The following is a 25,363-nucleotide window of genomic DNA, read 5'->3' on the forward strand; positions in this document are numbered from 1 at the left end:
TCAGCCGCCGCGCTGTTTCCATCTTGTTTCACGCAGCCCGCCCATCCATCGCACCTCCTTCCGTTCGCGTCGCGCCGCCTGGCGCCCTTCCCTTGCGAACCCGCGCTCGAATACGGTATCGTGGTCACGTTTCCGATGCCCGGAACCCACGTCGAGAAAGGCAAGCGATCGCCATGGCACTGACCGGTAAGCACGTCCGTCACCTGCGCAGCCTCGCGCACCACCTCAATCCCAGCATCATCATCGGCAAGGCCGATGTGAACGACGGCGTGGTGGAGCAGGCCAACGCGGCGCTCGAAGCCCACGAGCTCATTAAGTGCTCGGTGCTCGACACCTCCGCCCTCGACGTGCGCGAGGCCGCCGAGGAGCTCGCCGAGCGCTGCCGCGCCGAGGTCGTCCAGGTGATCGGCCGCAAGTTCTCCCTGTACCGGGAGAGCAAGCGCGACGACATCGAGCACATCAAGCTCCCCTAGCCCCGCGCCCGGCGCGGCACCCCGCGCACCTGCGGCCATCACGCCCCGAAGCGCAGCCTCCTGTTCTCGATCTCCCGGTACACCCGCTCCGTCTCGAGCTCGGGCCCCCGGTCCGCGTGCTTGAACAGGTAGTCCCGGTGCATGCGGTACACGTCCTCCACGTCGCCGTACCTGCCCGCCATCTCGTACACCTGGAGGGCGCGGCGCACGACGTCCTCGCGCCCCGTCTCGCTGCGGAACGCCGCCTCCACCATCCAGAGCGCCGAGTTCACGTCCTCCTCCTCGATCGCCACGTCGATCCCGCGCAGCATGCAATCGATGAACTTCGCCTGCAGCGTGTGGCGCATATGCTTGAAATAGGGGATGTTGCAGCGGTCAGGGACCACGAGCGGGCCCAGATAAAGCCCCTCTACCTTCAGGCAGAGGGCGATGAGCTGCGAGGCGCTCATCTTGAGGTGCCCGAGCAGGATCTCGCGCGCGAGCTCGTTGAACCGCACGACATCCGAATCGACGTACTCGCTGTTGAGGCAGAGGCCATCGCCCTGCGTCATGAGGTATTGCGGGCCGTCGCGGCGCTGCCCGAGGGCGTGCCGCAGCGTCGAGAGCGTCGAGTACAGGTTCTCGCGCGCCCGCGTGTAGTCCAGGCCCGGCCAGAGTTCCTCGGTGATGGTGCGGCGCGTGACGAACGACCCGCGCTCGACGGCGAGCCGCGCCGCGAGCACGCCGATCTTGCGCCGGCGCCATATCGTGTCGGCGAGCACATGCCCGTTCTTCGTGACGGAGAAGCCGCCCAGCAAGCGGATGGACACCTTCCCCACCTCCTCGGGGTACTCCGGCGGGATGAGCGTGAAGAGCGGCTGTTCCTCGTCTTTCGGCTCGCCCTCCATGATGTAGTACGGCGCGAGGGTGACGGGTAGCAGGCGGCGCAAGGCATCGGCGCGCGGGCCGAGCACCGAGAGGGCGAGGCGCGCGAACAGTCTGAACGAGGGCTCGAGCAGCGTCTCCTTATGCAGGGAGTACCAGGCCGAGAGCTCCGCGTCGTCGCGCGCGGCGGCGAGGAAGCACGCGCTCACCCATGCCTCGGCGGGCGTCAGGTCCGTGCGCGCGAGGTCGAGCATGCCCGCCTCCTCCCGCACGGCTCCCCGCGACATGCCGTGGAGATGCGAGACGCGCTCGAGGAAGAACGCGAGCTGCTGCAGGTAGGGCTGGTCGTCGTCGACGAGCTTCAGCACCTGCTGCGCGCGGAAGCGGGCGTTGACCGCCTGCCCCTGGACGAGTTCCTGCCAGCCCGCGAAGACCGTGGCGAGCAGCTGGAGCGATAGGTCGGACGCCCGAAGCGCCGCCGTGCCCGCGTCGGTGAAGGCGCGCTCGTCGATGAGCGGGGCGCCCGCGAACAGCCTCCGGGCGGAGCGCACGAGGCGCGCATAGCTCACCACGGGCGCCAGCTTGCGCTCGCGCAGGTCGCGGTCGGCCAGGGCGAGCTCGGCGTCATCCTTCCCGATATGCCCGAGCGACCCCATGAGCGCCTCGGCGAGCAGCACGTCGCAGCGCAGGAGCACCAAGGGGATATCGACGGCGTCGTCCACGCCGCCCGCGTCCCGCACGTGCTCCAGCAAGCGCTCCGCCTCGCCCGTCCAGGTGCCCTGCTCGATGAGCGCGGCGCGGCAGCGCGCATGGAGCTCGAAGGCCTCGAAGTCCACGCCGAGGCTCGTGCCCCCACGGCCCTTCTTGTCGGGGAGCTCGGGCAGGTCGAGCCCGCGCGCGTGCCCCATCGCGCGCGCGAGCACCCGCGCGTCCTTCCAGGCACGGCGCTCCGCGGCCGAGGACACCTCGCCGGTACGGCCCCTGAGCTCGCTGCAGACCGCCCGTGCCAGGCGGTAGTCGCCCACCGTGAGGGCGGACGCGTAGACGGCGAGCTCGAGGGGAAGCGATGCCCGGCCGCTCGCCCTCGCCTCCTTGCGGCGCGCGACGACCCCGCTCACGAACGACGCATGCCCGCGCACCGCGAGCAGCAGCGGGGCGGCATCGACGCTCGCGGCGGCATCCTTGGGCGCGAGGCACTCGTCCACGAGCGTCACCGCCTGGTCGCTGCGCCCCGCCTTGAGCAGAGCGCGTGCCACGCGGCGCGCGGTTGCGGTCTCCTCCTGCGCCAGGGACTCGCGCATCTTGCGGCGCGCCCCGCCCTCCGTCCCCAGGCAGGCGAACGTCCCCGCCGTGCGGTCCTCGCCGAACACCGGGTAGGCGCGCAGCAGCCCGCGCAGGGCGGGCGCGGTGACGTCGACGCCCGCGCGCGCAAGGTCGCGGAACCTCCCGCTGCCCGCCAGGAGCAGGGCGACCGCGAGCGTATAGCGCTCCTCATCCGTCTCCCGCAGCTCCGCGAGAATGGCGTGGTAGAGGTCGACCGCATACCCCTCGATGGGCTGGGGCAAGGGCACCGCCTGCTCCGTCATGCCCTGGAGTGCGGCGACGAGCACCGGTATGCCCTGCGTCAGGGCATAGACGTCGAGCGCGCCCGAGATGGAGAGGACGCGCGACCACTCCGCATATTCCCGCGGTCGCACGATGAGCTGGCCGGCCCCGAACTTCGCCGCGTCGCCCAGCTTGCGCACCAACCCTTCCGCTGCCGGCGTGCAGGCGATCACGATCTCCACACCGGATGCCCGCAACCCCCTGAGCAGCTCTGCGAAGGCCTCCGCGTCGGCATCCGGGAAGGCGGGGACGTTGTCGATCGCGAGCGCCGGGCGAACGGCATGCGCGAGCTCCCCGGCGATGCCCTCGAGCTGGATGGAGAGCTCGGAGAGCACGGCGTGGTCCGCATCGACGAGCCGGGCCGCGCCGCGCTGCGGATCATTTACGACCTCGTCCACGTATTGGATGAGCAGGGCGGTCTTGCCGAACCCCGGTGGCGCGCACAGCACGGCGATCCCCGCCGACGATGCCTGCTGGGCCAGCTCCTGGATGAGCCGCGTGCGCCTCACCATGAAGCTCGGCCCCGTGGGCAGCTGATGGCCGCTGCGCGATGCGGCCCCGTCGCCACCGGGCACGCGCCTCCCGCCGCCCGGACGCGCTCCCACCCATGTCGATGCATGCGCTGAAATCGTGATCATCTCGTCCCTCGCAATCATCTCATGCCAAACGATACGAGGGGATCTGCAGGTATGCCGTTGCGGGCACCGATATTACCCAGACGGTGCCAGTGCCCTGCAAGGTTTAGGGCAAGGTTTGTGACCATGTGAAAAACCAACTTCTGTCCGCGCATGCGTCTGCGCATCCCCGCAGGATGCGCCCGATACCGGCATGCTGGGCTTGCACGGGGACGTATCAGCCCCACCTTCGTAGGCGCCGCGCGCGATACCGTCCGCGAACGCGATCCCACCGCCTACGGATACGATGGCGCTCCCCGCTAAAAACTAGGATAGGGGACACATTATTTCTTTTGTATCTCCTTATGACAGAAATCGGTCAGATTTATGCAAGATTGCCGGGTGGTACGTGGAAAATTTCAACACGCCCGGCAGCGCCGCCGTGGCCCTCCGCGCGCATCCGCGCCGCTCACCGCGGGCGCATCCGTGCCGAGCCGCCAAACGCAAACGGGCGGGCTCCATCCGGAACCCGCCCGCAAGCACATATATATGCAGTTGAAAAACCGACACGCAGCCCGTCATGCCGTGTGCGAAACCCTACTCGCAGAGCGAGAGCGCCTCCGCATCCGCCACCACGACGACGTTCGGGTGCAGCTGCAGGATCGACGCCGGACACTGCGGCGTCACCGGACCGAAGCACATGTCGTGCACGGCCTGCGCCTTCGCCGCGCCGTTCGCCACCACGAGGATCATGCGCGCGTACATGATGGTCTGCACGCCCATGGTGTAGGCCTGGCGCGGGACGTCCTCCTCGCGCTCGAACAGGCGGCTGTTCGCCTTGATCGTGGACTCGGTGAGGTCGACGCAGTGCGTGCCCTTCGAGAAATGGTCGTCGGGCTCGTTGAAGCCGATGTGGCCGTTGTTGCCGATGCCCAGCAGCTGCAGGTCGGGGTAGCCGGCCTCCTCGACCATCTTGTCGTAGGCGCTGCACGCCGCCTCGGCATCGGGGTTCGAACCGTCCGGCACATGCGTGTTCGCCAGGTCGATGTTGATGTGGTCGAAGAAGTTGTCGCGCATGAAGTAGTGGTAGCTCTGCGGGTCATCGTGCGTGAGGCCGCGATACTCGTCGAGATTATAGGTGCTGACCTGCGAGAAGTCCACATCGCCCTTGTTGTACCAGTCGATGAGCTGGTGATAGGCGCCAATAGGCGTGCTGCCCGTCGCCAAGCCCAGCACGCAATCGGGCTTGAGGATGACCTGCGCGGAGATGATGTTCGCCGCCTTGCGACTCATATCTGCGTAGTCGCGCGCCTTGACGATCTTGAACATAGGACCCCTTCCAACAACTGTCCGAGCGGGCGGCGCCCGCCTTGCTACCCAGATCCGCTACATGCGAGCGGTGATGAGCTTCTCCAGCTCGCCGACCGTGTTCCCCACCTTGCCCTTGATGCTCGAGAACTCCGCGGCGTTGCACACGAGGATCGGCGCGGTGAGGTCGTAACCCTCGCGCGTGATGGCGTCGCGGTCGAACTCGATGAGCACGTCGCCCTTCCGCACGGTATCGCCCACGGAGGCGTGCACGGTGAAGTACCGCCCCTCGAGCTTCTCCGTATCGAGCCCGATATGCACGAGGACGTCGAGCCCCTCGTTCGTATGGAGCGCGACGGCATAGCCGCTCGGGAAGATCGCCTTCACCTTCGAATCGGACGGGGCGACCACCTTGCAGCCCGTCGGCTCGATGGCGACGCCCTCGCCCAGCGAACCGGACGAGAAGACCGGGTCGCGGACATCGGAGAGCGGGATGACCTTTCCGGCGAGGGGCGAGAGCAGCACGCTGCTGCGCCCGTGGATGCCCAATGAGTTGAGAAGCGACTTGATCATGTCTTCCTTACAAGCCAACGTGCTCGACCAGACGATGCACGACGGGACATGCCATGTGGTATATCGTACACCCAAATGCGCCCGGAGCGAACGGGGCGCGCGGGTGCGCCGATGCGAGGCCGGTACAAAAAGAGCCCGCCACGAAGGCGGGCTCCAAAGATGCAACTCGTGCAGCAGCGATTAACGCTTGGAGAACTGCGGAGCGCGGCGAGCCTTCTTGAGGCCGTACTTCTTGCGCTCGACCACGCGGGCGTCGCGGGTGAGGTACCCGGCGCGCTTGAGGTCGGCGCGGTAGTCACCGGCGTTCAGCAGGGCGCGCGCGATACCGAGGCGCAGCGCACCGGCCTGGCCGGAGATGCCGCCGCCATCGCAGAGGGCGATGACGTCGAAGGTGCCCATGGTGTCGGTCACCTTGAAGGGGGCGAGGGCGCCATCGAGGAGCTGCTGACGGCCGAAGTACTCGGCGGCGTCGCGCTTGTTGATGGTCACCTTGCCGGTACCGGGAACGAGACGGACACGGGCCACGGCGTTCTTGCGGCGCCCGGTGCCCTGATAGACAACGGTGTTCTCAGCCATAGCTTATGCCTCCAGCTCGATCTTCGTGGGGTTCTGCGCAGCATGCGGATGCTCGGGACCGGCGTAGATCTTCAGCTTGCCGAGCTGCTGGCGGCCGAGCGTGGTCTTCGGCAACATGCCGCGGACGGCGCGCCGGACGACCTCCTCGGGATGACGCTCCATAGCAGTGCGGAAGCTCTCGGCCTTGAGGCCGCCGTTGTACCCGCTGTGGCGATAGTAGGTCTTGTGGTCGGCCTTGTTGCCGGTAAGCTGGACCTTATCGGCGTTGATGACCACCACGAAATCGCCGCAGTCGGAATTCGGCGTGAACTGGGGCTTGTTCTTGCCGCGCAGGATCATGGCGATCTGCGTGGCCAAGCGGCCCAGCACCTTGCCCTCGGCATCGATGAGGACCCAGTTGCGGGCAACCTCACCCTGCTTGGCGTAGTGAGTCGACTTCTGAATCACTTGACTCCTCCATGTACCGTACGTGTCTTACAGAGATTCACGGGGCTCTGCAAATGACTGTAGAAGTATACCGCGTTGAGCTGCGGGGTCAACTGGATTTCTCAGACTCTCCGCATCAGGTGGGACGGGGCGTTCGGGGCGGGCGAATGCACGGGGTGGCAGGCCGCACGAGGGCGACGCGCCGGCGCTCGCGGCAGGTCGCGTGCACTCGCAGCAGGTCGTGGCAGGTCGTGGCTGCTTGCGTGCACTCGCGGCAGGTCGTGGCCGCTTGAAGGCACTCACGGCGGCTCGCGATCTCCCGCGGGCACTCGCGCGCACGCGCGGCGGCTCGTGGCCGCTTGCAAGCACTTGCAGCAGGCGCTCGCTGCCCCTTCCAGTAATCCCTTCCGGAGCGTTCTCTCCCTTAGGAGCCAAAACCGAGCATGTTTCTCCGCAAAACTTGCTTCTTTTTGGCTCCCAACCCTTCTTTTTGCTTCTTTTTGGCCCCTAACCCTTCTAGCTCCTTCATTTTTGCTCCAGACCCTTCCCGCGGCCGCATGTAGTCAGGCGCGGGTCGATGCCACGGTCCCTCGTTCGCGCGCCTCCCTCATCCCTGCCGGCTCAATCGCAACGCGATGCCGTGGCGCCCTCGCCGGAGCCCTTCCCTCGCCCGCGCGGGCGCGCATGTCCCCTCGGGCGCGTATCATGGATGCACGCGAACACCCTCTGAGCGATCGGGGGCACCATGAGCAAGCGAATCGAGCACCATATCTCGCAGCTTCTCGATGAGGCCGAGCAACGCGGCGCATGCCTCGCGAGCACCGACCCCTCCCTGCGCCGGCACCTCATGAAGCGCGTCAGGCAGCGCGCGCTTATCCGCCCGTTTCGCTCGCTCTACATGCGCGCGGGCACCTGGAAGCAGCTCTCACTCGACGAGCGCGCCCTCCACGTTCTCCGCGGCCTGCAGGCGCTCCATCCCGATTGGGTCTTTTGCCACGATTCCGCCGCCATTGCCTGGGGGCTCCCCCTGCCGGCGGAGCGGACGCGCGCCGTCCACGTCGCCTCGACCACGCATGCCCGGGGCAACACCCCGAAGACGCTCGTATATCACAAGTTCGCTGACGGCATCCCCGTGGCCACGGCGAACGGCATCCGCGTGACACCGTTCATCGAGACGGTCTATGACGTGCTCGCCCGCTCGATCTTCCCGGTGGGCCTCGCCGTCGCCGACCGCGCCCTGCGCCTCTGCGCGCCCACCGCCACGAACGCGTCCACGACGGCGCGGCAACTCAAGGCAGGCTTGCGCGAGCTGGGGACGCGCCATCGAAACGCGCGGCGCGTCGCGGGCGTCATGGGATATGCGAGCCCGCGCAGCGAGAGCTGGGCGGAATCGGTCGCGCGCGCCCTCATGATCATCCACGGCTTCGCGTCTCCCCGGCTGCAGGTCCCGTTCGACAACCCCCTCGAGTCGGGCAAGACGTTCCGCGTCGACATGCTTGTCGACCGCGCGGATGGCACGAACGTCATCATCGAGGTCGACGGCATGCTGAAATACGAGGACAAGCGCCTGCTCCAGGGCGAGACCTCGGCGCGCGTGCTCGCGCGGGAGCAGCACCGCGAGGCGGCGCTCACGCTGTTCCGCATGCCCATCGTCCGGCTCTCCTACCCCGACCTCATGGACAGTGCCCGCTTCATCCGAAAGCTCGAGGCGTACGGCGTGCCCCGAAGCGACGCCGCGGCCCAGGCCGTCAGCGAGCTCGGGCGCTCCGCGCCTGGCACGGCCCTCGGCTTCTGCCTCGTCCACATCTCGGACGACGTGATCGCCCGGCAGCTCGCCCAGCGGGATGCGCGGGCGCCGCGCGGCGATTCCCCCGCGGACGAGCTCAAAGATACGCGCCACTGACGCGAAAGGAGCCAAAAAGAGGCATGTTTCCAAGCGAAAACGTCCTCTTTTTGGCTCCCAAGCTGAAGCATGCGAGCGGGCGATGCAGCTCGCCATGGATGGGAACGGGCGCGGCGGCCCGCCATGCATGCGAACAGGCGCGACCCGCCCCGCACCATGCATGTGCGAGGCCGCGGCGCCCCGCCCGCGACCATAAGCGCAGCCGGGCTCGTCCCACAGCACGACGGCGGGCATCACCCCGTGTTCTGGAGGCCGGCGGAGACGCCGGTCACGGTCGAGAGGATGAGCGCGAGCAGCTCGGCCTTCTCCTCCTCGGCGAGCTCCTCCTGCTGCGCGCGCACCACGCGCAGCGCGCGCACCTGCGCGAGCGACAGCGCGTCCACGTAGGGGTTGCGCACGCGCACCGCGCGGCCGAGCACGTGCCGGTGCTCGAGCGGCCAGGCGTCGCCCACGATGGCGAGCGTCCAGCGGCGCGTGAGCTGCATCTCGTCGTACACCTTGCGCGCGAGGTCCTCGCGGTCGCCGAGCGCCAGGTACATCTTGGCGATGCGCCCGTCCGTCTTGGCGATGGACATCTCGATGTTGTCGATGAACGTCGTGAAGAGCGGCCACTCGCGGTATGCCCGCTGCAGCAGCTCCAGGTCGCCCAGGGTCTCGCAGGCCGTGCCCAGGCCGTACCACGCCGCGAGGTTGATGCGCGCCTGCGACCACGAGAACACCCAGGGGATCGTGCGCAGGTCGTCGAGCGACTGCGCGCCCAGGCCGCGCTTGGCGGGGCGTGAGCCGATGGGCAGCAGGCCCACCTCGGTGAGCGGCGTCACGGTCGAGAACCAGGGCGCGAAGCCCTCGGTGTTCAGCAGGTCGAGGTAGCGCTCGTGCGAGGCGCGGTTGAGCGTGGCCGCCATGTCCGCGTAGCGCTCCGTGGTCTCGGTGTTCAGGCGCTCCACGGAGGGCGCGGAGTTGAGCAGGGTCGCCGCCGCGACGCTTTCGATGTGCCGGCGCGCCAGCAGCGGGTTGCCGTAGCGCGCGAAGATGACCTCGCCCTGCTCGGTGACCTTGAAGAAGCAGTTCACCGAGCCCTTGGGCTGCGCGAGCACCGCGCGGTTCGCAGGGCCTCCGCCGCGCCCGACCGCGCCGCCGCGGCCGTGCATGAGCACGAGGTCGATGTCGTGCGCCTCCGCCCACGCCGCGATGCGCGCCTGCGCGGAGTGCAGCGCGAGCGTGGCCGTGGTGGGGCCGGCGTCCTTCGAGGAGTCGGAGTAGCCGAGCATGACCTCCATGCGGCGGTTCGTCTGCGCGAGCCGCGCCTGCACGGCGGGCAGCTCGAGCATCTCGTCCAGCACGTCCACGCAGCCCTCGAGGTCCTCGAGCTGCTCGAAGAGCGGGATCACGTCGAGCGCGGGCACATCCTCCGCATGCGCGAAGGCGAGGTTCGCGAGCTCGTAGACGTCGGCCACGTGCTGGGCGCTCTTGGTGAACGAGATGATGTAGCGGTGCGCCATCTTCTCGCCGTAGCGCTTCTGAATGGAGCCGATGGCGCGGAACGTGTCGAGCACCTCGCGCGTCATGGGCGCGAGCTCGCCATGGATGCCGTGCTCGCGGATGTCGGCCAGGGCGCGCTCGTGCACGAGCGAGTGCTGGCGGAACTCCATCTCCACCATGTGGAAGCCGAAGGTCTCCACCTGCCAGATGAGCGTCTGCACGGGGCCGTACGCGGCACGGGGCGCCCCCGCCTGCGCGAGCGAGCGCTGTACGACGCGCAGGTCGGCCAGGAACTCGTCGGCGCTGCGGTACATGGTGTCGGCGTTGCGGCGCACGGTCGCGCCCAGCCGGTCGGCCATGACGAGCATCACGGCGCGGTGCGGCTCGAGCGCGGAGATGGCGCTCGCGCGCGACGTGAGCACCTCGCTCATCTCGACCTGGTGGTTCCACAGGTTGAGCAGCTCATCCGAGGGCTTGGTGTGCTCCGCCTCGAGCGTGAGGTTGCGGCCCACGCGGCGGCACTTCCGCTCGAGCGCCTGCACCATGTGCGTGGCGAACTTCGCCGCGACCTCGCGCGAGACCTTCGCCGTGACGTTGGGGTTGCCGTCGCGGTCAGAGCCGATCCAGCTGCCGGGGTGGAAGAACGCCGGGCACACGGGCGGCACGGAGCCGGCGTACTCGCCGAGCACCCAGTCGTCGAAGCGGCGGTACACCTCGGGCACGGTGTCGAAGAGCGTGTTGTCGAAGATGTCGATGATCGTGTCGGCTTCCTCGATGGGCGTCGGCTTCTTGGCCGCCGTGGGGCTCGTGCGCACGAGGGCATCGATCTCCTGCAAGAGGTGCCGCTCGTTCTCCACGAGCGCCGAGCCGCCCAGGTTCGCGTGGTCGGCGAGCAGCCGCGAGATGCGACGGATCTTGCCCTCGACCGCGCGGCGGCGCGCCTCGGTGGGATGCGCCGTGAACACGGGGTGGAACTCGAGCGTGGAGAGCAGCTGCGTCGCGGGGCCGCCGCCGAGCTCGCGCACGAGCTGGTCGTAGGCCACGGTGAGCTCGTTCGTGGGGTCGACGGCGGCGTCGATCGACACGGCGCGCTCGCGCTCGAGGAGCGTCTCCACGCGGTAGTGCTCCTCCGAGAGGTTCGCGAGGTGGAAGAACGACGTGAACGCGCGCACCACGACCTGCGCGTCATCGAGCGAGAGCCCGTCGATGAGCGCGACGGCGTCGCGGAACGCGGCGGCGCTCGGCCCCGGGCCGGTCGGGACGCCCTGGGCGTCGGTCTCCTCGCCCGCCGCCGTGCCGCCGGGGTCGCCCTCGTTGGCATGGATCACGCTGTTGAGCAGGCGGTCGAACAGGTCGCAGATATGCGGGTCGTAATCGCGCAGCACCGAGCGCTCCAGGCGCAGGAACAGCGCCAGGCTGTCGCGCAAGCGCTCGGGCAGCTCGATCTCGGCGTAGCTCTGGAATACCGCGTCGGTGTCCATCGCGCCGAGCTTGTGCCCCTGATGGCTCGCGTCTCTTTCGATCATGGTACCTCCTCCATGGGAAATGGTGTCAGTCACCTATCTATCACGCGCCCAGCAGGCGGGAGCGCACCGCGGCGACGACCTCGTCGCGCGGCACGAGCGCCTCGTCGTGCGTCGTCATGTCGCGCAGGCGCACGGCGCCCTGGGCGAGCTCGTCGCCGCCCACGACGGCGATGAGCGCGCAGCCGAGCTTGTCCGCCTGCTTGAACTGGCTCTTGAGCGAGCGCCCCTGGTAGTTCGCCTCGCAGCGGATGCCTGCGGCGCGCAGCTCGTGGGCGATCGAGAACACCGCGTCGCGCGTCTCGTCGCCCGCGTTCGCCACGTAGATGCTCGGTGCGACCTCGTCGGCCAGGGGGACGCCGAACGCCTCGAGGGCGAGCAGGGCGCGCTCGAAGCCCACGGCGAAGCCCACGCCGGGGGTCGGCTTGCCGCCCTCGAGCTCGACGAGGCCGTCGTAGCGCCCGCCGCCGCCGATGGAGCCCACGCCGGCGCCCGGCGCCTCGACCTCGAAAACCGTGCGCGTGTAGTAGTCGAGGCCGCGCACGAGCGTCGGGTCCTCCACATAGGCGATGCCCGCCGCGTCCAGATAGCGCTTGACCTGCTCGTAGTGGTCGCGGCACGCGTCGCACAGCTCGTCGCGCATGAGCGGCGCGCCCTGCATGACCTCGCGGCAGTGCTCGTTCTTGCAGTCGAACGCACGCAGCGGGTTGAGCTCGGCGCGCTCGCGGCACTCGTCGCACATCTCGTCCGCGTGGTCGAGGATGAACGAGCGCACGCGGTCGCGGTAGGCCGGGCGGCACGCCGGGTCGCCCATGGAGTTGATGAGCAGGCGGAGCTTCGAGAGGTCGAAACCCATGCGCCGGTAGAGCTCCATGAGCATGATGATGCACTCGGCGTCGGCCGCCGGGTCGGGCGCGCCGAGCCACTCGATGCCCACCTGGTGGAACTGGCGCAGGCGCCCCTTCTGCGGGCGCTCGCCGCGGAACATCGCCTCGGCGTAGTAGAGCTTCACGGGCGAGCCGCCCTGCGGCACGAGGTTGTTCTCCACCACGGAGCGCACGACGCCCGCCGTGCCCTCGGGGCGGAGCGCCAGGCGCTGCTTGGGCTTGAGCCCCGCGTCCGTCCCCTCGCCGAGCGCGCGCTCGAGGTTCGCGCCGGAGAAGACGCGGAACATCTCCTTGCGCACGACGTCCGTCGACTGGCCGATGCCGTGCACGAACACGTCGAGCTGCTCGATGGCCGGCGTCTCGATGGGCTCGAAGCCGTACGGCTCGAACACCTCGGCCGCGATGCGCTGCATGCGCTGCCAGGCGCGCATCTCGCGCCCCATGAGGTCGCGCGTACCCTCTGCCTTCTGTGCCTGCATAGTGCGCCCTTTCACCTTCTCTGATCCACCCAGGTGCAATGTAAAATAACCCCTGGGGTAATTTTACACCGAGCGTGGTACCGTTATGCCAGGTGTAAACATACCACGAGCGGAGGAAGCCCCATGCATCAGTTACGCAATGATTACAGCGAGGGCGCGCACCCGCGCATCCTGGACGCGCTCGTGCGCACGAACCTCGAGCAGACCGTGGGCTACGGCGCGGACGAACACTGCGCGCGGGCGGCGGAGCTCATCCGGGCCGAGATCGGCCAGCCGGATGCGCACGTGAGCTTCGTCCCCGGCGGCACGCCCGCGAACATCCTCGCCATCACGGCGCTCACCGAGGAGTTTGAAGGGCCGCTCTGCGCGGCGGACGCCCACCCCACCGCGCACGAGACGGGCGCCATCGAGGCGCACGGGCGGCGCCTGCTCGCCACGCGCGACCCCTTGGGACGGCTCACCTGCGACGGCATGGAGCCCCTGTGGGAGGCGGCCTGCGCGATGGGCGCGGCCACCACGCGCCCCGGCATGCTCTACTTCTCGCACACGAGCGAGCTCGGCTACGTGTACACGCGCGCGGAGTTCGATGCCCTCTGCGACTGGGCGGAGGCGCGCGACCTCGCGATCTACGTGGACGGCGCGCGCATGGCGAGCGGCTGCACCGCGCAGGGCGGCGACCTCACCATCCAGCACATCGCCGCGCGCGCCGACGCCTTCACCCTGGGCGGTACGAAGAACGGCATGCTCTTCGGCGAGGCACTCGTGCTGAGCCCCCGCACCGCGCGCGGCCGGCGCGCCATCGAGCGCATCCCCTACCTCACGAAGCGCGCCGGTCAGCTCACCGCCAAGGGTCGCGTCATGGGCGTGATGTTCGAGGCGGCCTTCGACCCCGCGACGCGCGACGAGACGGGCGCGGTGCTCTACTGGCAGACGGCGCGCCACGCGAACGCCATGGCCTGCCGCCTGGCCGCCGGGCTTACGGCCGCGGGGTTCGAGCCCGTCATCGAGACCACGGGCAACCAGCAGTTCTTCTGGGCCGAGTGCGAGGTGGCCGAGCGGCTTTCGGCCGCCCTGGGCTGCGAGCTCATGGCGGGCGACGACCCCGCCGGCCGCGGGCGCGTCATCGCGCGCTTCGTGACGAGCTGGGCTACGCCCGAGGCGGCCGTGGACGAGGCCGTCGCGTTCGCGCAGGGGCTCTAGGGGCGGGGCGCGGCAGACGGCCCGGGGCGCGACCGGGACACTCGCCCAGGACGCGACCGGAGCGGCCGCGGCGCACCCAGGCCCGTCCGCCCGCTCAGCACTCCCCCGCCGCAAGAGAAAACGAGGCGGAAGCCCACCCGGAGCTTCCGCCTCGCCTGCGTTTCAAACCCTTGCGGGCAGCCCGGGCACGCCCGGCGCCGCGCGCCTTAGGGCACCTGGGCGACGTACACGACGTTCGTCGAGACTTCCTTGCCGTTGTACTCGACCTTCACCGCCGGGTCGCCGGCCGTCACGACCACGAGGTCGTCCTGCTTGGCGATACCCGTCATCTTGGCCTCGACCATGGCGTTGTCCACCACGTAGGCGAGGCTTCCCACCGAGCGGCCGGACAGCATGGGCTCGACGCCCCAGTACACGGTCATCTTCGTCACGGCCCACTCGTTCGGCGTCACGGCCTGGATGGGCAGGACGGGACGGAAGTTCGAGACGAGGCGCGCGGAGCGGCCGGAGTTCGTGGGCGTGAGGATCGCCTTGGCGCCCACGTTGAAGGCCGTGGTCACCGCGGAAAGGCCCACGGCGGCGTTCACGAGGTTGCGGCCGGGGTCGATCGCATCGAAGTCGAACGGCTTGTGCTCGGGCATCGTGGCCTCGGTGGTGAGCGCGATCTGCGCCATCATCTTCACGGCCTCGAGCGGGTACTTGCCGGCCGCGGACTCACCGGAGAGCATGGTGGCGTCCGTGCCGTCGTCGATCGCGTTCGCGACGTCCGTGACCTCGGCGCGCGTCGGGCGCGGGTTGCGGATCATGGAATCGAGCATCTGCGTGGCCGTGATGACCGGCTTGCAGGCGGCGTTGCACTTGCGGATGATCTCCTTCTGGATGGTGGGGCACACCTCGGGCGCGACCTCGACGCCTAGGTCGCCGCGAGCCACCATGATGCCGTCGGACTCCTTCAGGATCTCGTCGAAGTGGTAGACCGCGAGCGCGCACTCGATCTTCGGGAAGATGTCGACGTGCTTGCCGCCGTTCTCGCGGCAGAGCTTGCGGATCTCGCGCACGCCCTCGGCGTCGCGGATGAACGACGCGGCGATGAAGTCGATGCCCTCCTCGAGGCCGAAGAGGATGTCGGCGCGGTCCTGCTCGGTGATGCTCGGCAGCGAGAGGTGCGCGTTCGGGACGTTCACGCCCTTCTTCTCGCCCAGGCTGCCGCCGTTCTCGACCGTGCAGTAGATGTCCTGGCCCTCGATCTTGTCGACCGTGAGGCCGATGAGGCCGTCGTCGATGAGGATCGTGCCGCCCACGTGCACCTCGCGCGGGAGCTCGAGGTGGTCGAGGTAGAAGTGCTCGGAGGTGCCCAGGAGCTCCTCGCTCGTCTCGGCGGCGGTCACCACGACCTTGGAGCCGGTCTCGAGCTGCACCTTGCCGTGACCCTCCAGGAAGCCCGTGCGGATCTCGGGGCCCTTCGTGTCGAGGAGGATGCCGACGGGGATGCCGAGCTCGTGCGAGATGCGCTTCACGCGCTCCATGCGCTCGTGATGCTCCTCGTGGCTCCCATGGCTGAAGTTGAAGCGGGCGACGTTCATGCCCGCGAGGATCATCTCGCGCAGGATGTTCTCGTCATCGCACGCCGGGCCCATCGTGCACACGATCTTGGTGCGTTTGTTCATGCATGCCTCCATCTCGGCCTACCTTCGAAATCGCGCTCCTATATGACACATCGCTTCCAGTCTAGCAAACGTGCCGGCGATTCGCGGCAACCCCTGACGATTGCTTAACAAAATGCAGCACGAGGGGAACAAAATTGCCCTGATGCGGGCATGGAGGACGGGCGCGCAGGGGATGTGGCCGCACGATGCGTGGTACCCTAGCAGCCGGTACCGGGATTACGGACGGGGGTTTCTCATGGAGCTGCTCAAGGAATTCTGCGCCGAGAACATGGCGCGCGTGCCCGCCGCGATCGAGGCGGGTGCCCGGCGCATCGAGCTCTGCGACAACCTAGCGGTGGGCGGAACCTCGCCGAGCGCAGGCGTCATCGCAGGCGCCGTGGCGTGGTGCCGGCCACGGGACGTCGCCGTCATGGCGATGGTGCGGCCGCGCGGCGGGGACTTCGTCTACACGGATGCCGAGCGCGACATGATGCGCCTCGATGCGCGCCTGGCGCGGGCGTTCGGCGTGACGGGCGTGGTGTTCGGCTGCCTCACGGGCGACGCGGATGCGGGCTACCGGCTCGATGACGCCTTCTGCGCCGAGCTCGTGGCGCTGGCCAAGGAGCCGCTCGCGCAGGCGGACGCGCTCTTCCCGGGAGCTGCGACCGAGCCCGTCGCGGTCACCTTCCACATGGCGTTCGACGAGCTCGACGCCGCCGAGCAGCTGCGCGCGATCGACGTCCTGGCGGGCCTGGGGGTGGAGCGCATCCTCACCCACGGCGGGCGCGCGGGCACGCCCATCAGCGCGAACTATGCGCGCCTGCGCGAGCTCATCGCGTACGCGGACGGGCGCCTCACCATCCTGCCCGGCGCGGGCATCACCTACGAGAACGTGGACGAGGTGGCGCGCGAGCTCGGCGTGGCGGAGTGCCACGGCACGAAGATCGTGCGCATCGGGTAGCGCCGAGCGCCTCTCATACAGGAGCGGCGATCATACAGGAGCGGCGAACAACCGCGGCATACAGCAGCAGCCGGGTGGATGCGCGCGATCGGCATCCACCCGGCTGCTTTGCGTTGGCTCTTGGTGCTTGTGGGCCAAAACTGAGCAGTTTTCAACCTGAAATGTGCTCGTTTTTGGCCCCGAGGGTGTCTGGTGCGGCGTTTCGGCTGCCTGGCGCGACCCCTAGGCCGTCCGACGCGGACCCTAAGCCGCCCGGCACAGGGTTTCAGGCGCCCGTTCCCGTGCCTCAGCCTCCCGTCCCGGCGCCCCGCTTACGCGCGGCCCACGGAACCGAGGTTCTCCATACGGATCTTAACGATGTTCGTGATCTCGGCCATGCCCTGCTTGGCGGGCTTCTTCGGGTCGAACACGCCCGGGTTCTCGGCCATGAACGCCATGTAGCCCTTAGTGTAGGCCTGGCGCAGCTCGGTGGCGTAGTTCACCTTGCAGATGCCGTTCTTCACGGCCTCGGCCACCTGCTCGTCCGGCACGCCGGAGGTGCCGTGCAGCACGAGCGGCACGTCCACGGCGGCGCGGATGGCCTTCACCACGTCCTGCTCGATGTGCGGGGTCTCGGTGTAGACGCCGTGCGCGGTGCCCACACCGATGGCGAGCGAGGTGCAGCCGGTGCGCTCGACGAACTCGCGCGCCTCGTCCGGGTCGGTGTAGGGGTTCTCGCCCTCGACCGCCGGGCCATCGTCCTCCTTGCCGCCGACCTTGCCGAGCTCGGCCTCCACGGGCACGCCCATGGCGGCGCCCACCGCGGCGACGGACTTGGTGAGGGCGATGTTGTCCTCGAAGGACTCGTGGCTGCCGTCGATCATGACGGAGGTGTAGCCCACGCGCAGCGCCTGCATGCAGCGGTCGAAGCCGTCGCCGTGGTCGAGGTGGAGGGCCACCGGCACGCTCGCGCGCGCGGCCGCAGCGCTCACCATGCCGTAGAAGTAATCGAGGCCGGCGGTCTTGATGGTGCCGGGCGTCGTCTGCATGATCACGGGCGACTTCGTCTCCTCGGCGGCAGCGAGCACCGCCATGACGAACTCGAGGTTCTCGACGTTGAAGGCACCGACGGCGTAGTGGTTCTTCTGTGCGTCGAGCAGCATGTCCTTGGTCGTAACGAGCATGGTGTCTCCTCTCCTCTGCCCGCGGTACCCCTGCACCCCGGGCTGACCGATGCCTTTATTTTAGGGGGTTACCTGCATGAATCCAGAGCCGAGTTATCGGCGTGCGGGCGAAAATGGCAAGCAAACGCAGACGATGCGCACGGCCGGATGGGACGCGGCGCGCTCGGGTGCTTTCGCTTTGCAGCGCGGACGTCGGCCAGTCGCTCGAAACTTTCCAAAGGAAAGCAAAGACAATGTGCTACCTTATCTTTAACGATAGAAAAGACAACATCGTTTCTTCACATTAGTGGTCGAGGCGACTTGTCGGGACGGGGCCGCTCGCTGCGGCACGCGTCGAAAAGGAGCTGAGCGCGGCGCGCCCGGCACCCACCGAAGTCGCCCCCGCACCGCGCCCGCCGAATGCAGAGGAGAACGCATGCCCACCATCCCCCACGCAACGCCCGAGGAGCGCCAGGCCGCCATCCTCTCCATGCTCGCGGAGTCGGCGTCGGTGCAGGTCGCGCAGATCTCGGAGGCCTTCGGCGTGTCCCGCGTCACCGCCCGCGCCGACCTTGACGCCCTCGCCCGCGCCGGTAAGCTCCGCCGCACGCACGGCGGTGCCATCTCGCTTTCCAAGACGCTTACCGTCTCAATCCAGGACAAGCGCGTGAACGTGAACGCCGAGGCGAAGCAGGCCATCGCACGGGCGGCCATCGGCTTCGTAAGCGACGGCGAGTCGGTGCTCGTCGATTCGGGCACCACCGCGCTCGAGTTCGTCCGCGCGCTCGCCGCACAGCATACCGGCGTCACCGTCGTGACCGACGATTTCAGCATCGCGGATTACATCGACCGCTCCGCGCCGTCGCTCGAGGTGATCATCCTGGGCGGTAGCCTGCGCAAAGGGCACCGCTACATCACGGGGCCGCTTACCCTGCGCATGCTCGAGATGCTCCACCCGGACAAAGCGTTCATCACGCCCACCTCGTACGTGCCCGGCCGCGGCCTCATGACGAACAACCAGGAGATGGCCGAGCTCAAGCGCTCGTTTCTCACCTGCGCCAAGGAAACCTATGTGCTCATGGACGCCTCGAAGATCGACGCGCCGGGGCTTCTGTGGTTCGGCACGCTCGAGCAGGTGGATACGATCATCATGGACGCCGACCCGAACGGCATCGTCGCCGCGGAAGCCGAGGAGGCGGGCAGCCGGCTCCTCATCGCATGAGCGGTAACCCGAAGCCCGGCGAAACCCGGCATCGGGCTACCGCCCAGCACAACCGTTAGACCTCGGTGACCTCGACCGAGGCGTAGACCTCGCCCCACTTGTCCATGACGAGGTGGCCGGTCTGCGGGTCCATGGCGTTGAGCTTGCCGCAGGTATTGCCGCAAGCGAGCACCGCGACATCGTCCATGCCGGCGGCGATGGCGTGGGCGAAGCCCGCGACCGTCGAGTCACCGGAGCCGGTGGCGTTCACTGCTTGGATGGGCGGCGTGGTGACGCGGTAGCGGTGCCCGTCGTGGAAGGCCACGGAGCCGGCGGCGCCCATGGTCACGACGACCCACGCCACGCCCTGGAACCGCGGGTCGGCAGCCACGGCGTCGCCGAGCGCGGCGGCCTCGTCCGTGGTGAAGGCGGTGCCCAGAAGCGCGTTGATCTCGGTAAGGTTCGGCTTCACGAGCGTGGGCTTCACGTCCGCGGCGAGTGCGGCGTCGAGCGCAGCACCCGAGGTGTCGAGCAGCACGGGCTTGCCGGCGCGCACGGCCGTTTCCACCATGCCCGCATAGCACTCGGCCGGCACGCCCTTGGGCAGGCTGCCCGAGATGGTCACGCAGTCGGCCTGCTGCACGAGCTCGGCATAGTTCGCGAGGAACGCCTCGAGCTCCTCGGTGCTCACGGTGGGGCCGCTCTCCAGAAGCTCCGTCTGGTTGCCGTCGTGCAGCAGCGCGATGCACGTGCGGCTCTCGCCCGCGATGGGCGTGAAGCGATGCGGGATGCCGTCGGCGTCCATGAGCTCGCCCAGGTACGCGCCTGCGTGCCCGCCCAAAAGCCCCGTCGCCACCACGTCGTCGCCCAGCTGCACGAGCACGCGGCTCACGTTGAGCCCCTTGCCGCCCGCCGTCTTCTGCGGCGTCACGCGGTTCACGTTGTCGACCACGAGGTGCTCGACCTCGTAGCGCGTGTCGATCGACGGGTTCATGGTCACGGTTAGTATCACGGTACCCTTCCTTTCCAAGCGCGCGGGAGGCCCGGCAAGGCGCTCGCGCCCGCCGCGCCCCCGCTTCAACCCCCGCTAGTACTCAGCGAGCCTGTCCTTGAACTGGTCGAGCAGGCGCTGGTTGAACTCCGGGCCGCCGTCCACGTTCGCGCTCATGTAGAGCGGCGGCACCACGCCGCGCTCGAGCAGGATGTCGAGCGACTCCATCACCACGCAGTCGAGCAGCAGGCAGCCGGTGTAGAGCGACGTGCCGCCCACCTTCGTGGGGATGCCCTCGACCTCGAGCGCCGCGTCGCCGAAGGAGCTCTTGTTGTCAAGCACCACGTCTGCGCACTCGAAGAGGCGCTTGCCGCTCTTGCTGCGCGACGTGCCCGCGGCGGAGACCTCGCGCGCCGTCACGGCGATGACGGGGATGCCCGCCTCCTGCGCGTGCATCGCGAGCTCCACGGGCAGGGGGTTGCGCCCGGAGTTCGAGATGAGCACGAGGCAGTCCTCCGGACGCACGTCGAGCTTGAGCCAGAACTGGTCGCCCACGCCGTCGAGCATCTCGTAGATGCCGAGCGCCGGCTCGCGCACGATCTTCGTCTGGATGTAGCCGCCCGCGCGGCCGCAGATCTCGAGCGCGTTGGCATGGCTGTGGCCCGAGCCGAACGCGCGGATGATGCCCCCGCGCTCGATGACGTCGGCGAAGATCACGGCGGCCTGGTGGATGGCCTCGTCCTGGCCGTCCGTCACCTCGGCGAGGCGGCGGATGATCTCGGCCTTGAAGCGCTCAGCGGTCTTGAGCACGGTTTCCTCCTTCATAGGGCGGCGGCACGAGATGCGCTCATCGTCGCGCCGCCGCTAAGCCTGTCCCCAAATATGGCAAAAGGTAACGTTTTGAACCCGTCCCTTAATGAACCAGGGTGCCGCCGACGTAGGTCGCGGCGAGCGTCATATCGGCGTTGAAGATCGTGAGGTCGGCGGCGCGGCCGGGCTTGATGGAGCCGCACACGTCGTCGATGCGCGCCGAGCGCGCGGCGACCTCGGTAGCCATGCGGATGGCCTGGTCGGCGGTCACGATCTGCCAGTCCACCATGTTCTTCACGCCCTTGGCGAGCGTGAGCACCGAGCCCGCGATGGAGCCCGTGGTGCCGTCCTCGTTGAGCAGGTAGCAGAGGCCGCCCTTCATGACCACGGGCAGGCCGCCCGACACGTACTCGCCCTCCGGCATGCCGCCGCAGATGAGGCAGTCCGTGATGGGCACGCAGTGCTGCCAGCCCTTGGCGTCCACGAGCGCCTTCACGGCGGCGGGCACCACGTGCTTGCCGTCGACGATGATCTCGGCGTACGTCTCGGGCGTCGTCATGGCGCAGCCCGTCACGCCCGGGTCGCGGTGGTGCAGGCCGCGCTGACCGTTGTAGGTGTGGACGAAGCACGTGGCGCCGGCGTTCACCGCGGCGAGCGACTCGTCGTAGGTCGCATCGGAGTGCCCGATCGCGGTCACGACGCCCTTCGCGTCGAGGGCGGCGATGTAGTCGGCAGCCCCCTCCTTCTCGGCCGCGAGCGCGCTCTTCTTGATGCGCCCGCCGGCGGCCTCCTGCCAGCGGTCGAACACCTCGACGTCCGGCGCGATGAGGAAGGCGGGGTTCTGCGCGCCCACGTGCGCCTCGGTGAAGAACGGCCCCTCGAGGAAGATGCCGCCGATGCGCGCGCCCGGGAAGTCGTCCGCGCGCGCCTCGTCGGCCGCGGCGATGGCGGCGCAGGCGCGCTCGATGTCCTCGGGCGACTCGGTGAAGGTCGTGGGTAGCCACGTGGTGGTGCCGGCCTGGGCGAGCGCGATGCTCGAATCGTCGATGCTCGCGGGGTCGCAGTCCGTGGTGGCATGGTTATGGAAGCCGTGAATGTGCGTGTCCACGAGGCCGGGGGCGACCGTCGCGCCCGGGTACTCGACGATGTCGCACGCGGGAGCCTCGGCCGACCACGAGCCGAACACGCCGTCCTCGATGGTGAGGTACCCGCCCTGCATGGACGCGCCCGGAAGCACGAACCTATCGGCGGAGATGGCGAACTTCATAGCGAACTCCTCTCGGAAGGTGAAACTCCGGTGATGTCTCGGTGCCCGGCACCTCGGCATCGCCCGATGCGCGGTGATAAAAAGGTGACTGACACCAAATTATCACCGCGGCAACTATGATGCGTTACGCCTCGAACTCGTGGATGATGACGCCCTTCACCACGCGGTTCACGGTACCGGTGGGGCTCGGCGTGTCGGGGGTGTTGCCCACGCGCACGGAGTTGAGGAGCGAGACGGCCTGGGCCACCATCACGAACGGCAGCGCGAGGTAAGCCTCAGGCAGCGCCTCCTCACCGGAGAAGGTGAAGGACTCGCCCGCGAAGAGCTCGCCGGCGTCCTGCTGGATGGCGATGGTCTTCTGCGCGATCTCGTCGCCCGCGATCTCGTTCAGGATGTCGAGGTCGTACTTGCGCGTGTAGGGGTCGTTCGACACGAACACGAACACGAGGGTCTTCTCGTCCACGAAGCTCTTCGGCCCGTGGCGGTACCCCATGCAGCTATCCCACGAGGTGGCCACGAGGCCGTGCGCGAGCTCGAGGATCTTGAGCTGCGCCTCCTGGGCGAGGCCCACGTAGGAGCCGGAGCCCAGGTACGTCACGCGGTTGAAGTCGCCCGCCAGGAAGGCCGCGACCTCGTCCTCGCGCTCCACGACCGTGCGGCCCAGGCGCGCGGCCTCGCGCACCCACGCGAGCTTCTGCTCGTCGGAGGCGGTGTCGAAGATGAGGGTCGTGAGCAGCGCCATGCAGCTGTAGCTGCCGGTCATGGCGAAGCCCTTGTCGTTCGCGCGCGGGATGAGCAGCGTGAGGGCGTCCGGGTCGCCGGCGCTCTCCACGGCGAGCTTGCCCTCGGGGGCGCAGGTGATGTTCAGGAACTTGATGTTCTTGACGAACTTGCGCGCCACGTCCACGGCGGCGAGGCTCTCGGGGCTGTTGCCGGAGCGGGCGAAGGACACGAGCACGGTGGGCTCGTCGGGGTTCAGGAAGTCGCGCGGGGCGGAGACGATATCGGTCGTGGCGATGGGCTTGAAGTCGTACGTCGCGACGTCGCCGGCATGGCGGAGGTAGGGCGCCACGGTGTCGCCCACGTAATCCGACGTGCCCGCGCCGGTGAAGATCACCGACGTGCGGCCCTCGGCCATGGCGTTCGCCTCGGCGAGGAACGCCTCGATGGCCTCCTTGTTATCCGCGTAGATCTGGAACGTGTCCTCCCAGAGCTCGGGCTGCTGCTTGATCTCGGCGGTGGTGATGTCCGCCCCGAGCGCCTTCAGCTCCTCCAGGCCTTTCTCGAACATGGTTGGTACCCTTCTATCGTGCGCGCGCCCGGCAGCGAGCGCGCCGGCTACTCACCGCGATGGTGGTAGACCTTGTATTTGAACTGGTCCGCGCGGGCTACCGAGAGCGTGTACTCCACGATCTCGTTGCTCGCGTTATACGTGGTGCGGACGAGGTCGAGCACGGGCGCGCCCTCGTTGATCCCGAGCAGGTGCGCGTCCGCGGAACGCGCGATGCTCGCGAAGAACTCCTCCTCCGCCACCTTGATCTTCTCGTGGTAGACGCCCTCGATGATCTCGTAGAGCGGCATGCTCTCCAGAAGCGGCCGCTTGAGCGTGAGGAACTTGCGCATGGGCAAGTACGTGCGCTCGACCATCATGGGGATGTCGTCTGCGGAACGCAGGCGCTTGAGCTTGAAGAGCTTGTCGTTCTCGCGCACGCCCAGATGGTCGGCGAGGTTCGCGTCGGCGAGGATCTCGCTGAACTCCAGGATCGTGGTATGCGGGACGCGCCCCATCTCGCGCATCTGCTCGGTGAAGCTGTACGACTGCATGAGGTTCGTCGTCTGCGCCGAGCGGTCCGCGACGAAGGTGCCGCGGCCGTGCTGGCGGACGACGAGCCCGAGCTGCTCGAGCTCCTGCAGGGCAAGCCGAACCGTCGTGCGCGAAAGGCCATAGCGTTCCGAGAGCTCGCGCTCGGAGGGCATGAGGTCGCCCGGGCGGTACTCGTACTCGATCTTCTCGGACAAGATGTCGACCAGCTGGTCGTAGAGCGGCTGGCGCCGCATCGTTACCGCCATAGATTCGCCTCCCTCACGCGTGTTCCGAACACATATCGCTCCGATCGCGGAGCGGTCTTACATCTCATCGTCCTCGTCGTCGCCCATGGGCTCGAGCTTCTTGTGGCACACGCCCGCGGTGCCCACCGTGACAGCGGCCTCGGCCGTCTCCTCGGCGGTGGCGTAGGCGCCGCGCATGACGATGAGCTCGATGAGCATGGGCAGGTTCACGCCGGCGACGACCTCGACGTTGTCGATGACCTGGGACGCGAGCATGGCCTGGTTGAACGGGGTGCCGCCGAGCAGGTCGCAGAACACCACGACGCCGTCGCACTCCTCGCGCAGCTCGGAGATGGCGGCACGCAGGTCGGCCGCGTAGGTATCGGTGCTCGTGCCGTCGAAGGGAACGGCCTTGAACGCGGGCGTGTCACCCGCAACCATATCGACGGCGCTCTTCACGCCCAGCGAGAAGTTGCCATGGCCAGTGAGAATGAAACCGATCATGTTCGTGTCCTTTCCTACACACACGATTCCCTGCGGCGACCCCATCTGCTTGCCTAGGGCGCGAGTGGTAACTGGTTACTACCAGCTATGCTAAATGATGAAGGCGAACGGTCCCGCAAGCAGAACAAAGACGCATGCGCCCTCCTTACCGAACTCCGTTCGCCGCGCACCCACCCGGGCATCGCGCCCGCGCGGAACGCGCCGCGAACCTACTTGCCGTCCGCGGTCTCGGACGGCTCGCCGGGCTTCTCCTCAGCCTGCGCGCCTTTCGGGCGCGGCATAGAGTTCTCGGCGATGAACTGCTTGAGGAGCCCCTCGTAGTAGCGCGCCTTCTCGCGGTTGCCGGCGTTGCGGTACTGCTTCGCGATGAGCATGTACAGCTTCGCCCGAGCCTCCGGTGCGGCGGTATCCACGAGCTCCTCCATGCGCTCGATGCAATCGTGCCGATTGCCGAGCATGATGTCGTACGTGAGCTGCATATCCTTGACGACGGACTCGTCGCAGACGCCCTTCGCCTCCTGGAGCAGCTCCTTCGCGCGCTTCTTGTCCTCGATGGACACGTAGTAGTTGAACGCGAGCGCCACCGTCTGCGCGTGGCGCTTCTTCGAGGATCGCATGCGCAGCATGAGCTCAATCATGCGGGTCGCCAGCTCGCGCTCGCCGCGCGCGTCGTGCACCATGAACCGCCACTGGTACTGCTTGTACGTGGGGAACAGGATGCGCGGCAGCAGCTTGTTGAGCGTGTCGAAGCAATCGTCGAAGAGACCGGTCGCATAGAGCATCTCGACCTTCACCTCATAATAGCGGCGCAAGAGCGTCGTCGCTACGAAATAGACGAGGAGGAAAACGAGGAAGACGATGACTTCTGGTCTCACGATG

Annotated in this window: 21 protein-coding genes; 5 read left to right on the top strand and 16 right to left on the bottom strand. The window is 68.1% G+C overall.

Annotated features, from left to right (window positions below):
• Positions 1–173 precede the first annotated feature (173 nt).
• Complete coding sequence (gene yhbY / locus B5G02_RS00385; protein WP_094334732.1) at positions 174–473, top strand: ribosome assembly RNA-binding protein YhbY; 300 nt, start codon at positions 174–176, stop codon at positions 471–473.
• Positions 474–511: 38 nt separating this feature from the next.
• Here yhbY and B5G02_RS00390 read toward each other — a convergent pair whose 3' ends face one another.
• The 5 genes from B5G02_RS00390 to rplM all read right to left on the bottom strand — a co-directional run bounded on the left by B5G02_RS00390 (position 512) and on the right by rplM (position 6,460).
• On the bottom strand, positions 512–3,580 hold the full coding sequence (locus tag B5G02_RS00390; RefSeq protein ID WP_241146098.1) for a BTAD domain-containing putative transcriptional regulator: 3,069 nt from the start codon (positions 3,578–3,580) through the stop codon (positions 512–514).
• A 573-nt stretch (positions 3,581–4,153) separates the two neighbouring features.
• Positions 4,154–4,885, bottom strand: coding sequence for a glucosamine-6-phosphate deaminase (nagB, locus tag B5G02_RS00395; RefSeq protein ID WP_019239170.1), 732 nt, complete (start codon positions 4,883–4,885; stop codon positions 4,154–4,156).
• 57 nt (positions 4,886–4,942) lie between these two features.
• Entirely contained in the window at positions 4,943–5,437 is a 495-nt protein-coding gene (locus tag B5G02_RS00400; protein ID WP_019239171.1) for a PTS sugar transporter subunit IIA, read from the bottom strand.
• Positions 5,438–5,617: 180 nt separating this feature from the next.
• Positions 5,618–6,013 carry a 30S ribosomal protein S9 gene (gene rpsI, locus B5G02_RS00405; RefSeq protein WP_019239172.1) on the bottom strand — a complete coding sequence of 132 codons (396 nt, stop codon included), beginning with the start codon at positions 6,011–6,013 and terminating at the stop codon, positions 5,618–5,620.
• A 3-nt stretch (positions 6,014–6,016) separates the two neighbouring features.
• Positions 6,017–6,460, bottom strand: a complete 444-nt coding sequence (gene rplM / locus B5G02_RS00410) for a 50S ribosomal protein L13 (RefSeq protein ID WP_019239173.1) — start codon at positions 6,458–6,460, stop codon at positions 6,017–6,019.
• A 724-nt stretch (positions 6,461–7,184) separates the two neighbouring features.
• Here rplM and B5G02_RS00415 point away from each other — a divergent pair.
• Entirely contained in the window at positions 7,185–8,342 is a 1,158-nt protein-coding gene (locus tag B5G02_RS00415; RefSeq protein WP_094334734.1) for a hypothetical protein, read from the top strand.
• Positions 8,343–8,575: 233 nt separating this feature from the next.
• On the opposite strand, the gene B5G02_RS00420 is transcribed toward B5G02_RS00415, so the two are convergent.
• A complete protein-coding gene (locus B5G02_RS00420) occupies positions 8,576–11,350 on the bottom strand; it encodes a phosphoenolpyruvate carboxylase (RefSeq protein WP_094334735.1) in 2,775 nt (924 codons plus the stop codon).
• 40 nt (positions 11,351–11,390) lie between these two features.
• Positions 11,391–12,713 (bottom strand): histidine--tRNA ligase, encoded by a 1,323-nt coding sequence (hisS, locus tag B5G02_RS00425; RefSeq protein ID WP_094334736.1) that lies wholly within the window; start codon positions 12,711–12,713, stop codon positions 11,391–11,393.
• 123 nt (positions 12,714–12,836) lie between these two features.
• Here hisS and B5G02_RS00430 point away from each other — a divergent pair, with 123 nt between their 5' ends.
• Positions 12,837–13,913, top strand: a complete 1,077-nt coding sequence (locus tag B5G02_RS00430; RefSeq protein ID WP_094334737.1) for a threonine aldolase family protein — start codon at positions 12,837–12,839, stop codon at positions 13,911–13,913.
• Positions 13,914–14,119: 206 nt separating this feature from the next.
• Here B5G02_RS00430 and pyk read toward each other — a convergent pair whose 3' ends face one another.
• Positions 14,120–15,580, bottom strand: a complete 1,461-nt coding sequence (pyk, locus tag B5G02_RS00435; RefSeq protein ID WP_241146099.1) for a pyruvate kinase — start codon at positions 15,578–15,580, stop codon at positions 14,120–14,122.
• A 235-nt stretch (positions 15,581–15,815) separates the two neighbouring features.
• Between pyk and B5G02_RS00440 the strand changes: the two genes are divergently transcribed.
• Positions 15,816–16,520, top strand: a complete 705-nt coding sequence (locus B5G02_RS00440; RefSeq protein WP_094334739.1) for a copper homeostasis protein CutC — start codon at positions 15,816–15,818, stop codon at positions 16,518–16,520.
• A gap of 311 nt (positions 16,521–16,831) precedes the next feature.
• Here B5G02_RS00440 and B5G02_RS00445 read toward each other — a convergent pair whose 3' ends face one another.
• A complete protein-coding gene (locus tag B5G02_RS00445; RefSeq protein ID WP_094334740.1) occupies positions 16,832–17,683 on the bottom strand; it encodes a class II fructose-bisphosphate aldolase in 852 nt (283 codons plus the stop codon).
• A gap of 415 nt (positions 17,684–18,098) precedes the next feature.
• Here B5G02_RS00445 and B5G02_RS00450 point away from each other — a divergent pair, with 415 nt between their 5' ends.
• Complete coding sequence (locus B5G02_RS00450) at positions 18,099–18,884, top strand: DeoR/GlpR family DNA-binding transcription regulator (RefSeq protein ID WP_019239181.1); 786 nt, start codon at positions 18,099–18,101, stop codon at positions 18,882–18,884.
• Between the two features lie 55 nt (positions 18,885–18,939).
• On the opposite strand, the gene B5G02_RS00455 is transcribed toward B5G02_RS00450, so the two are convergent.
• The 7 genes from B5G02_RS00455 to B5G02_RS00485 all read right to left on the bottom strand — a co-directional run bounded on the left by B5G02_RS00455 (position 18,940) and on the right by B5G02_RS00485 (position 25,359).
• The gene (locus tag B5G02_RS00455) at positions 18,940–19,875 is read right to left on the bottom strand and encodes a hexose kinase (RefSeq protein WP_094334741.1); all 936 of its coding nucleotides are present in this window, start codon (positions 19,873–19,875) and stop codon (positions 18,940–18,942) included.
• 75 nt (positions 19,876–19,950) lie between these two features.
• Positions 19,951–20,664 carry an SIS domain-containing protein gene (locus tag B5G02_RS00460; protein ID WP_241146100.1) on the bottom strand — a complete coding sequence of 238 codons (714 nt, stop codon included), beginning with the start codon at positions 20,662–20,664 and terminating at the stop codon, positions 19,951–19,953.
• Between the two features lie 103 nt (positions 20,665–20,767).
• Entirely contained in the window at positions 20,768–21,931 is a 1,164-nt protein-coding gene (gene nagA / locus B5G02_RS00465) for an N-acetylglucosamine-6-phosphate deacetylase (protein ID WP_094334743.1), read from the bottom strand.
• Between the two features lie 124 nt (positions 21,932–22,055).
• Complete coding sequence (agaS, locus tag B5G02_RS00470; protein ID WP_094334744.1) at positions 22,056–23,222, bottom strand: SIS domain-containing protein; 1,167 nt, start codon at positions 23,220–23,222, stop codon at positions 22,056–22,058.
• A gap of 47 nt (positions 23,223–23,269) precedes the next feature.
• Positions 23,270–24,001, bottom strand: coding sequence for a GntR family transcriptional regulator (locus B5G02_RS00475; protein WP_019239186.1), 732 nt, complete (start codon positions 23,999–24,001; stop codon positions 23,270–23,272).
• A 57-nt stretch (positions 24,002–24,058) separates the two neighbouring features.
• A complete protein-coding gene (locus B5G02_RS00480; protein ID WP_094334745.1) occupies positions 24,059–24,484 on the bottom strand; it encodes a PTS fructose transporter subunit IIA in 426 nt (141 codons plus the stop codon).
• 209 nt (positions 24,485–24,693) lie between these two features.
• On the bottom strand, positions 24,694–25,359 hold the full coding sequence (locus B5G02_RS00485; RefSeq protein WP_094334746.1) for a hypothetical protein: 666 nt from the start codon (positions 25,357–25,359) through the stop codon (positions 24,694–24,696).
• Positions 25,360–25,363 lie beyond the last annotated feature (4 nt).

Origin of the sequence: [Collinsella] massiliensis (genome assembly GCF_002161605.1) — a bacterium.
GTDB lineage: Bacteria > Actinomycetota > Coriobacteriia > Coriobacteriales > Coriobacteriaceae > Enorma.

Coding starts and splice junctions, on each gene's coding strand:
- agaS (WP_094334744.1), bottom strand. CDS start 23,222: ATGTTCGAGAAAGGCCTGGAGGAGCTGAAGGCGCTCGGGGCGGACATC.
- B5G02_RS00415 (WP_094334734.1), top strand. CDS start 7,185: ATGAGCAAGCGAATCGAGCACCATATCTCGCAGCTTCTCGATGAGGCC.
- nagB (WP_019239170.1), bottom strand. CDS start 4,885: ATGTTCAAGATCGTCAAGGCGCGCGACTACGCAGATATGAGTCGCAAG.
- B5G02_RS00390 (WP_241146098.1), bottom strand. CDS start 3,580: ATGATCACGATTTCAGCGCATGCATCGACATGGGTGGGAGCGCGTCCG.
- rpsI (WP_019239172.1), bottom strand. CDS start 6,013: ATGGCTGAGAACACCGTTGTCTATCAGGGCACCGGGCGCCGCAAGAAC.
- B5G02_RS00445 (WP_094334740.1), bottom strand. CDS start 17,683: ATGCTCGTTACGACCAAGGACATGCTGCTCGACGCACAGAAGAACCAC.
- B5G02_RS00430 (WP_094334737.1), top strand. CDS start 12,837: ATGCATCAGTTACGCAATGATTACAGCGAGGGCGCGCACCCGCGCATC.
- B5G02_RS00475 (WP_019239186.1), bottom strand. CDS start 24,001: ATGGCGGTAACGATGCGGCGCCAGCCGCTCTACGACCAGCTGGTCGAC.
- B5G02_RS00450 (WP_019239181.1), top strand. CDS start 18,099: ATGCCCACCATCCCCCACGCAACGCCCGAGGAGCGCCAGGCCGCCATC.
- B5G02_RS00440 (WP_094334739.1), top strand. CDS start 15,816: ATGGAGCTGCTCAAGGAATTCTGCGCCGAGAACATGGCGCGCGTGCCC.
- B5G02_RS00480 (WP_094334745.1), bottom strand. CDS start 24,484: ATGATCGGTTTCATTCTCACTGGCCATGGCAACTTCTCGCTGGGCGTG.
- hisS (WP_094334736.1), bottom strand. CDS start 12,713: ATGCAGGCACAGAAGGCAGAGGGTACGCGCGACCTCATGGGGCGCGAG.
- B5G02_RS00420 (WP_094334735.1), bottom strand. CDS start 11,350: ATGATCGAAAGAGACGCGAGCCATCAGGGGCACAAGCTCGGCGCGATG.
- nagA (WP_094334743.1), bottom strand. CDS start 21,931: ATGAAGTTCGCCATCTCCGCCGATAGGTTCGTGCTTCCGGGCGCGTCC.
- yhbY (WP_094334732.1), top strand. CDS start 174: ATGGCACTGACCGGTAAGCACGTCCGTCACCTGCGCAGCCTCGCGCAC.
- B5G02_RS00400 (WP_019239171.1), bottom strand. CDS start 5,437: ATGATCAAGTCGCTTCTCAACTCATTGGGCATCCACGGGCGCAGCAGC.
- pyk (WP_241146099.1), bottom strand. CDS start 15,580: ATGAACAAACGCACCAAGATCGTGTGCACGATGGGCCCGGCGTGCGAT.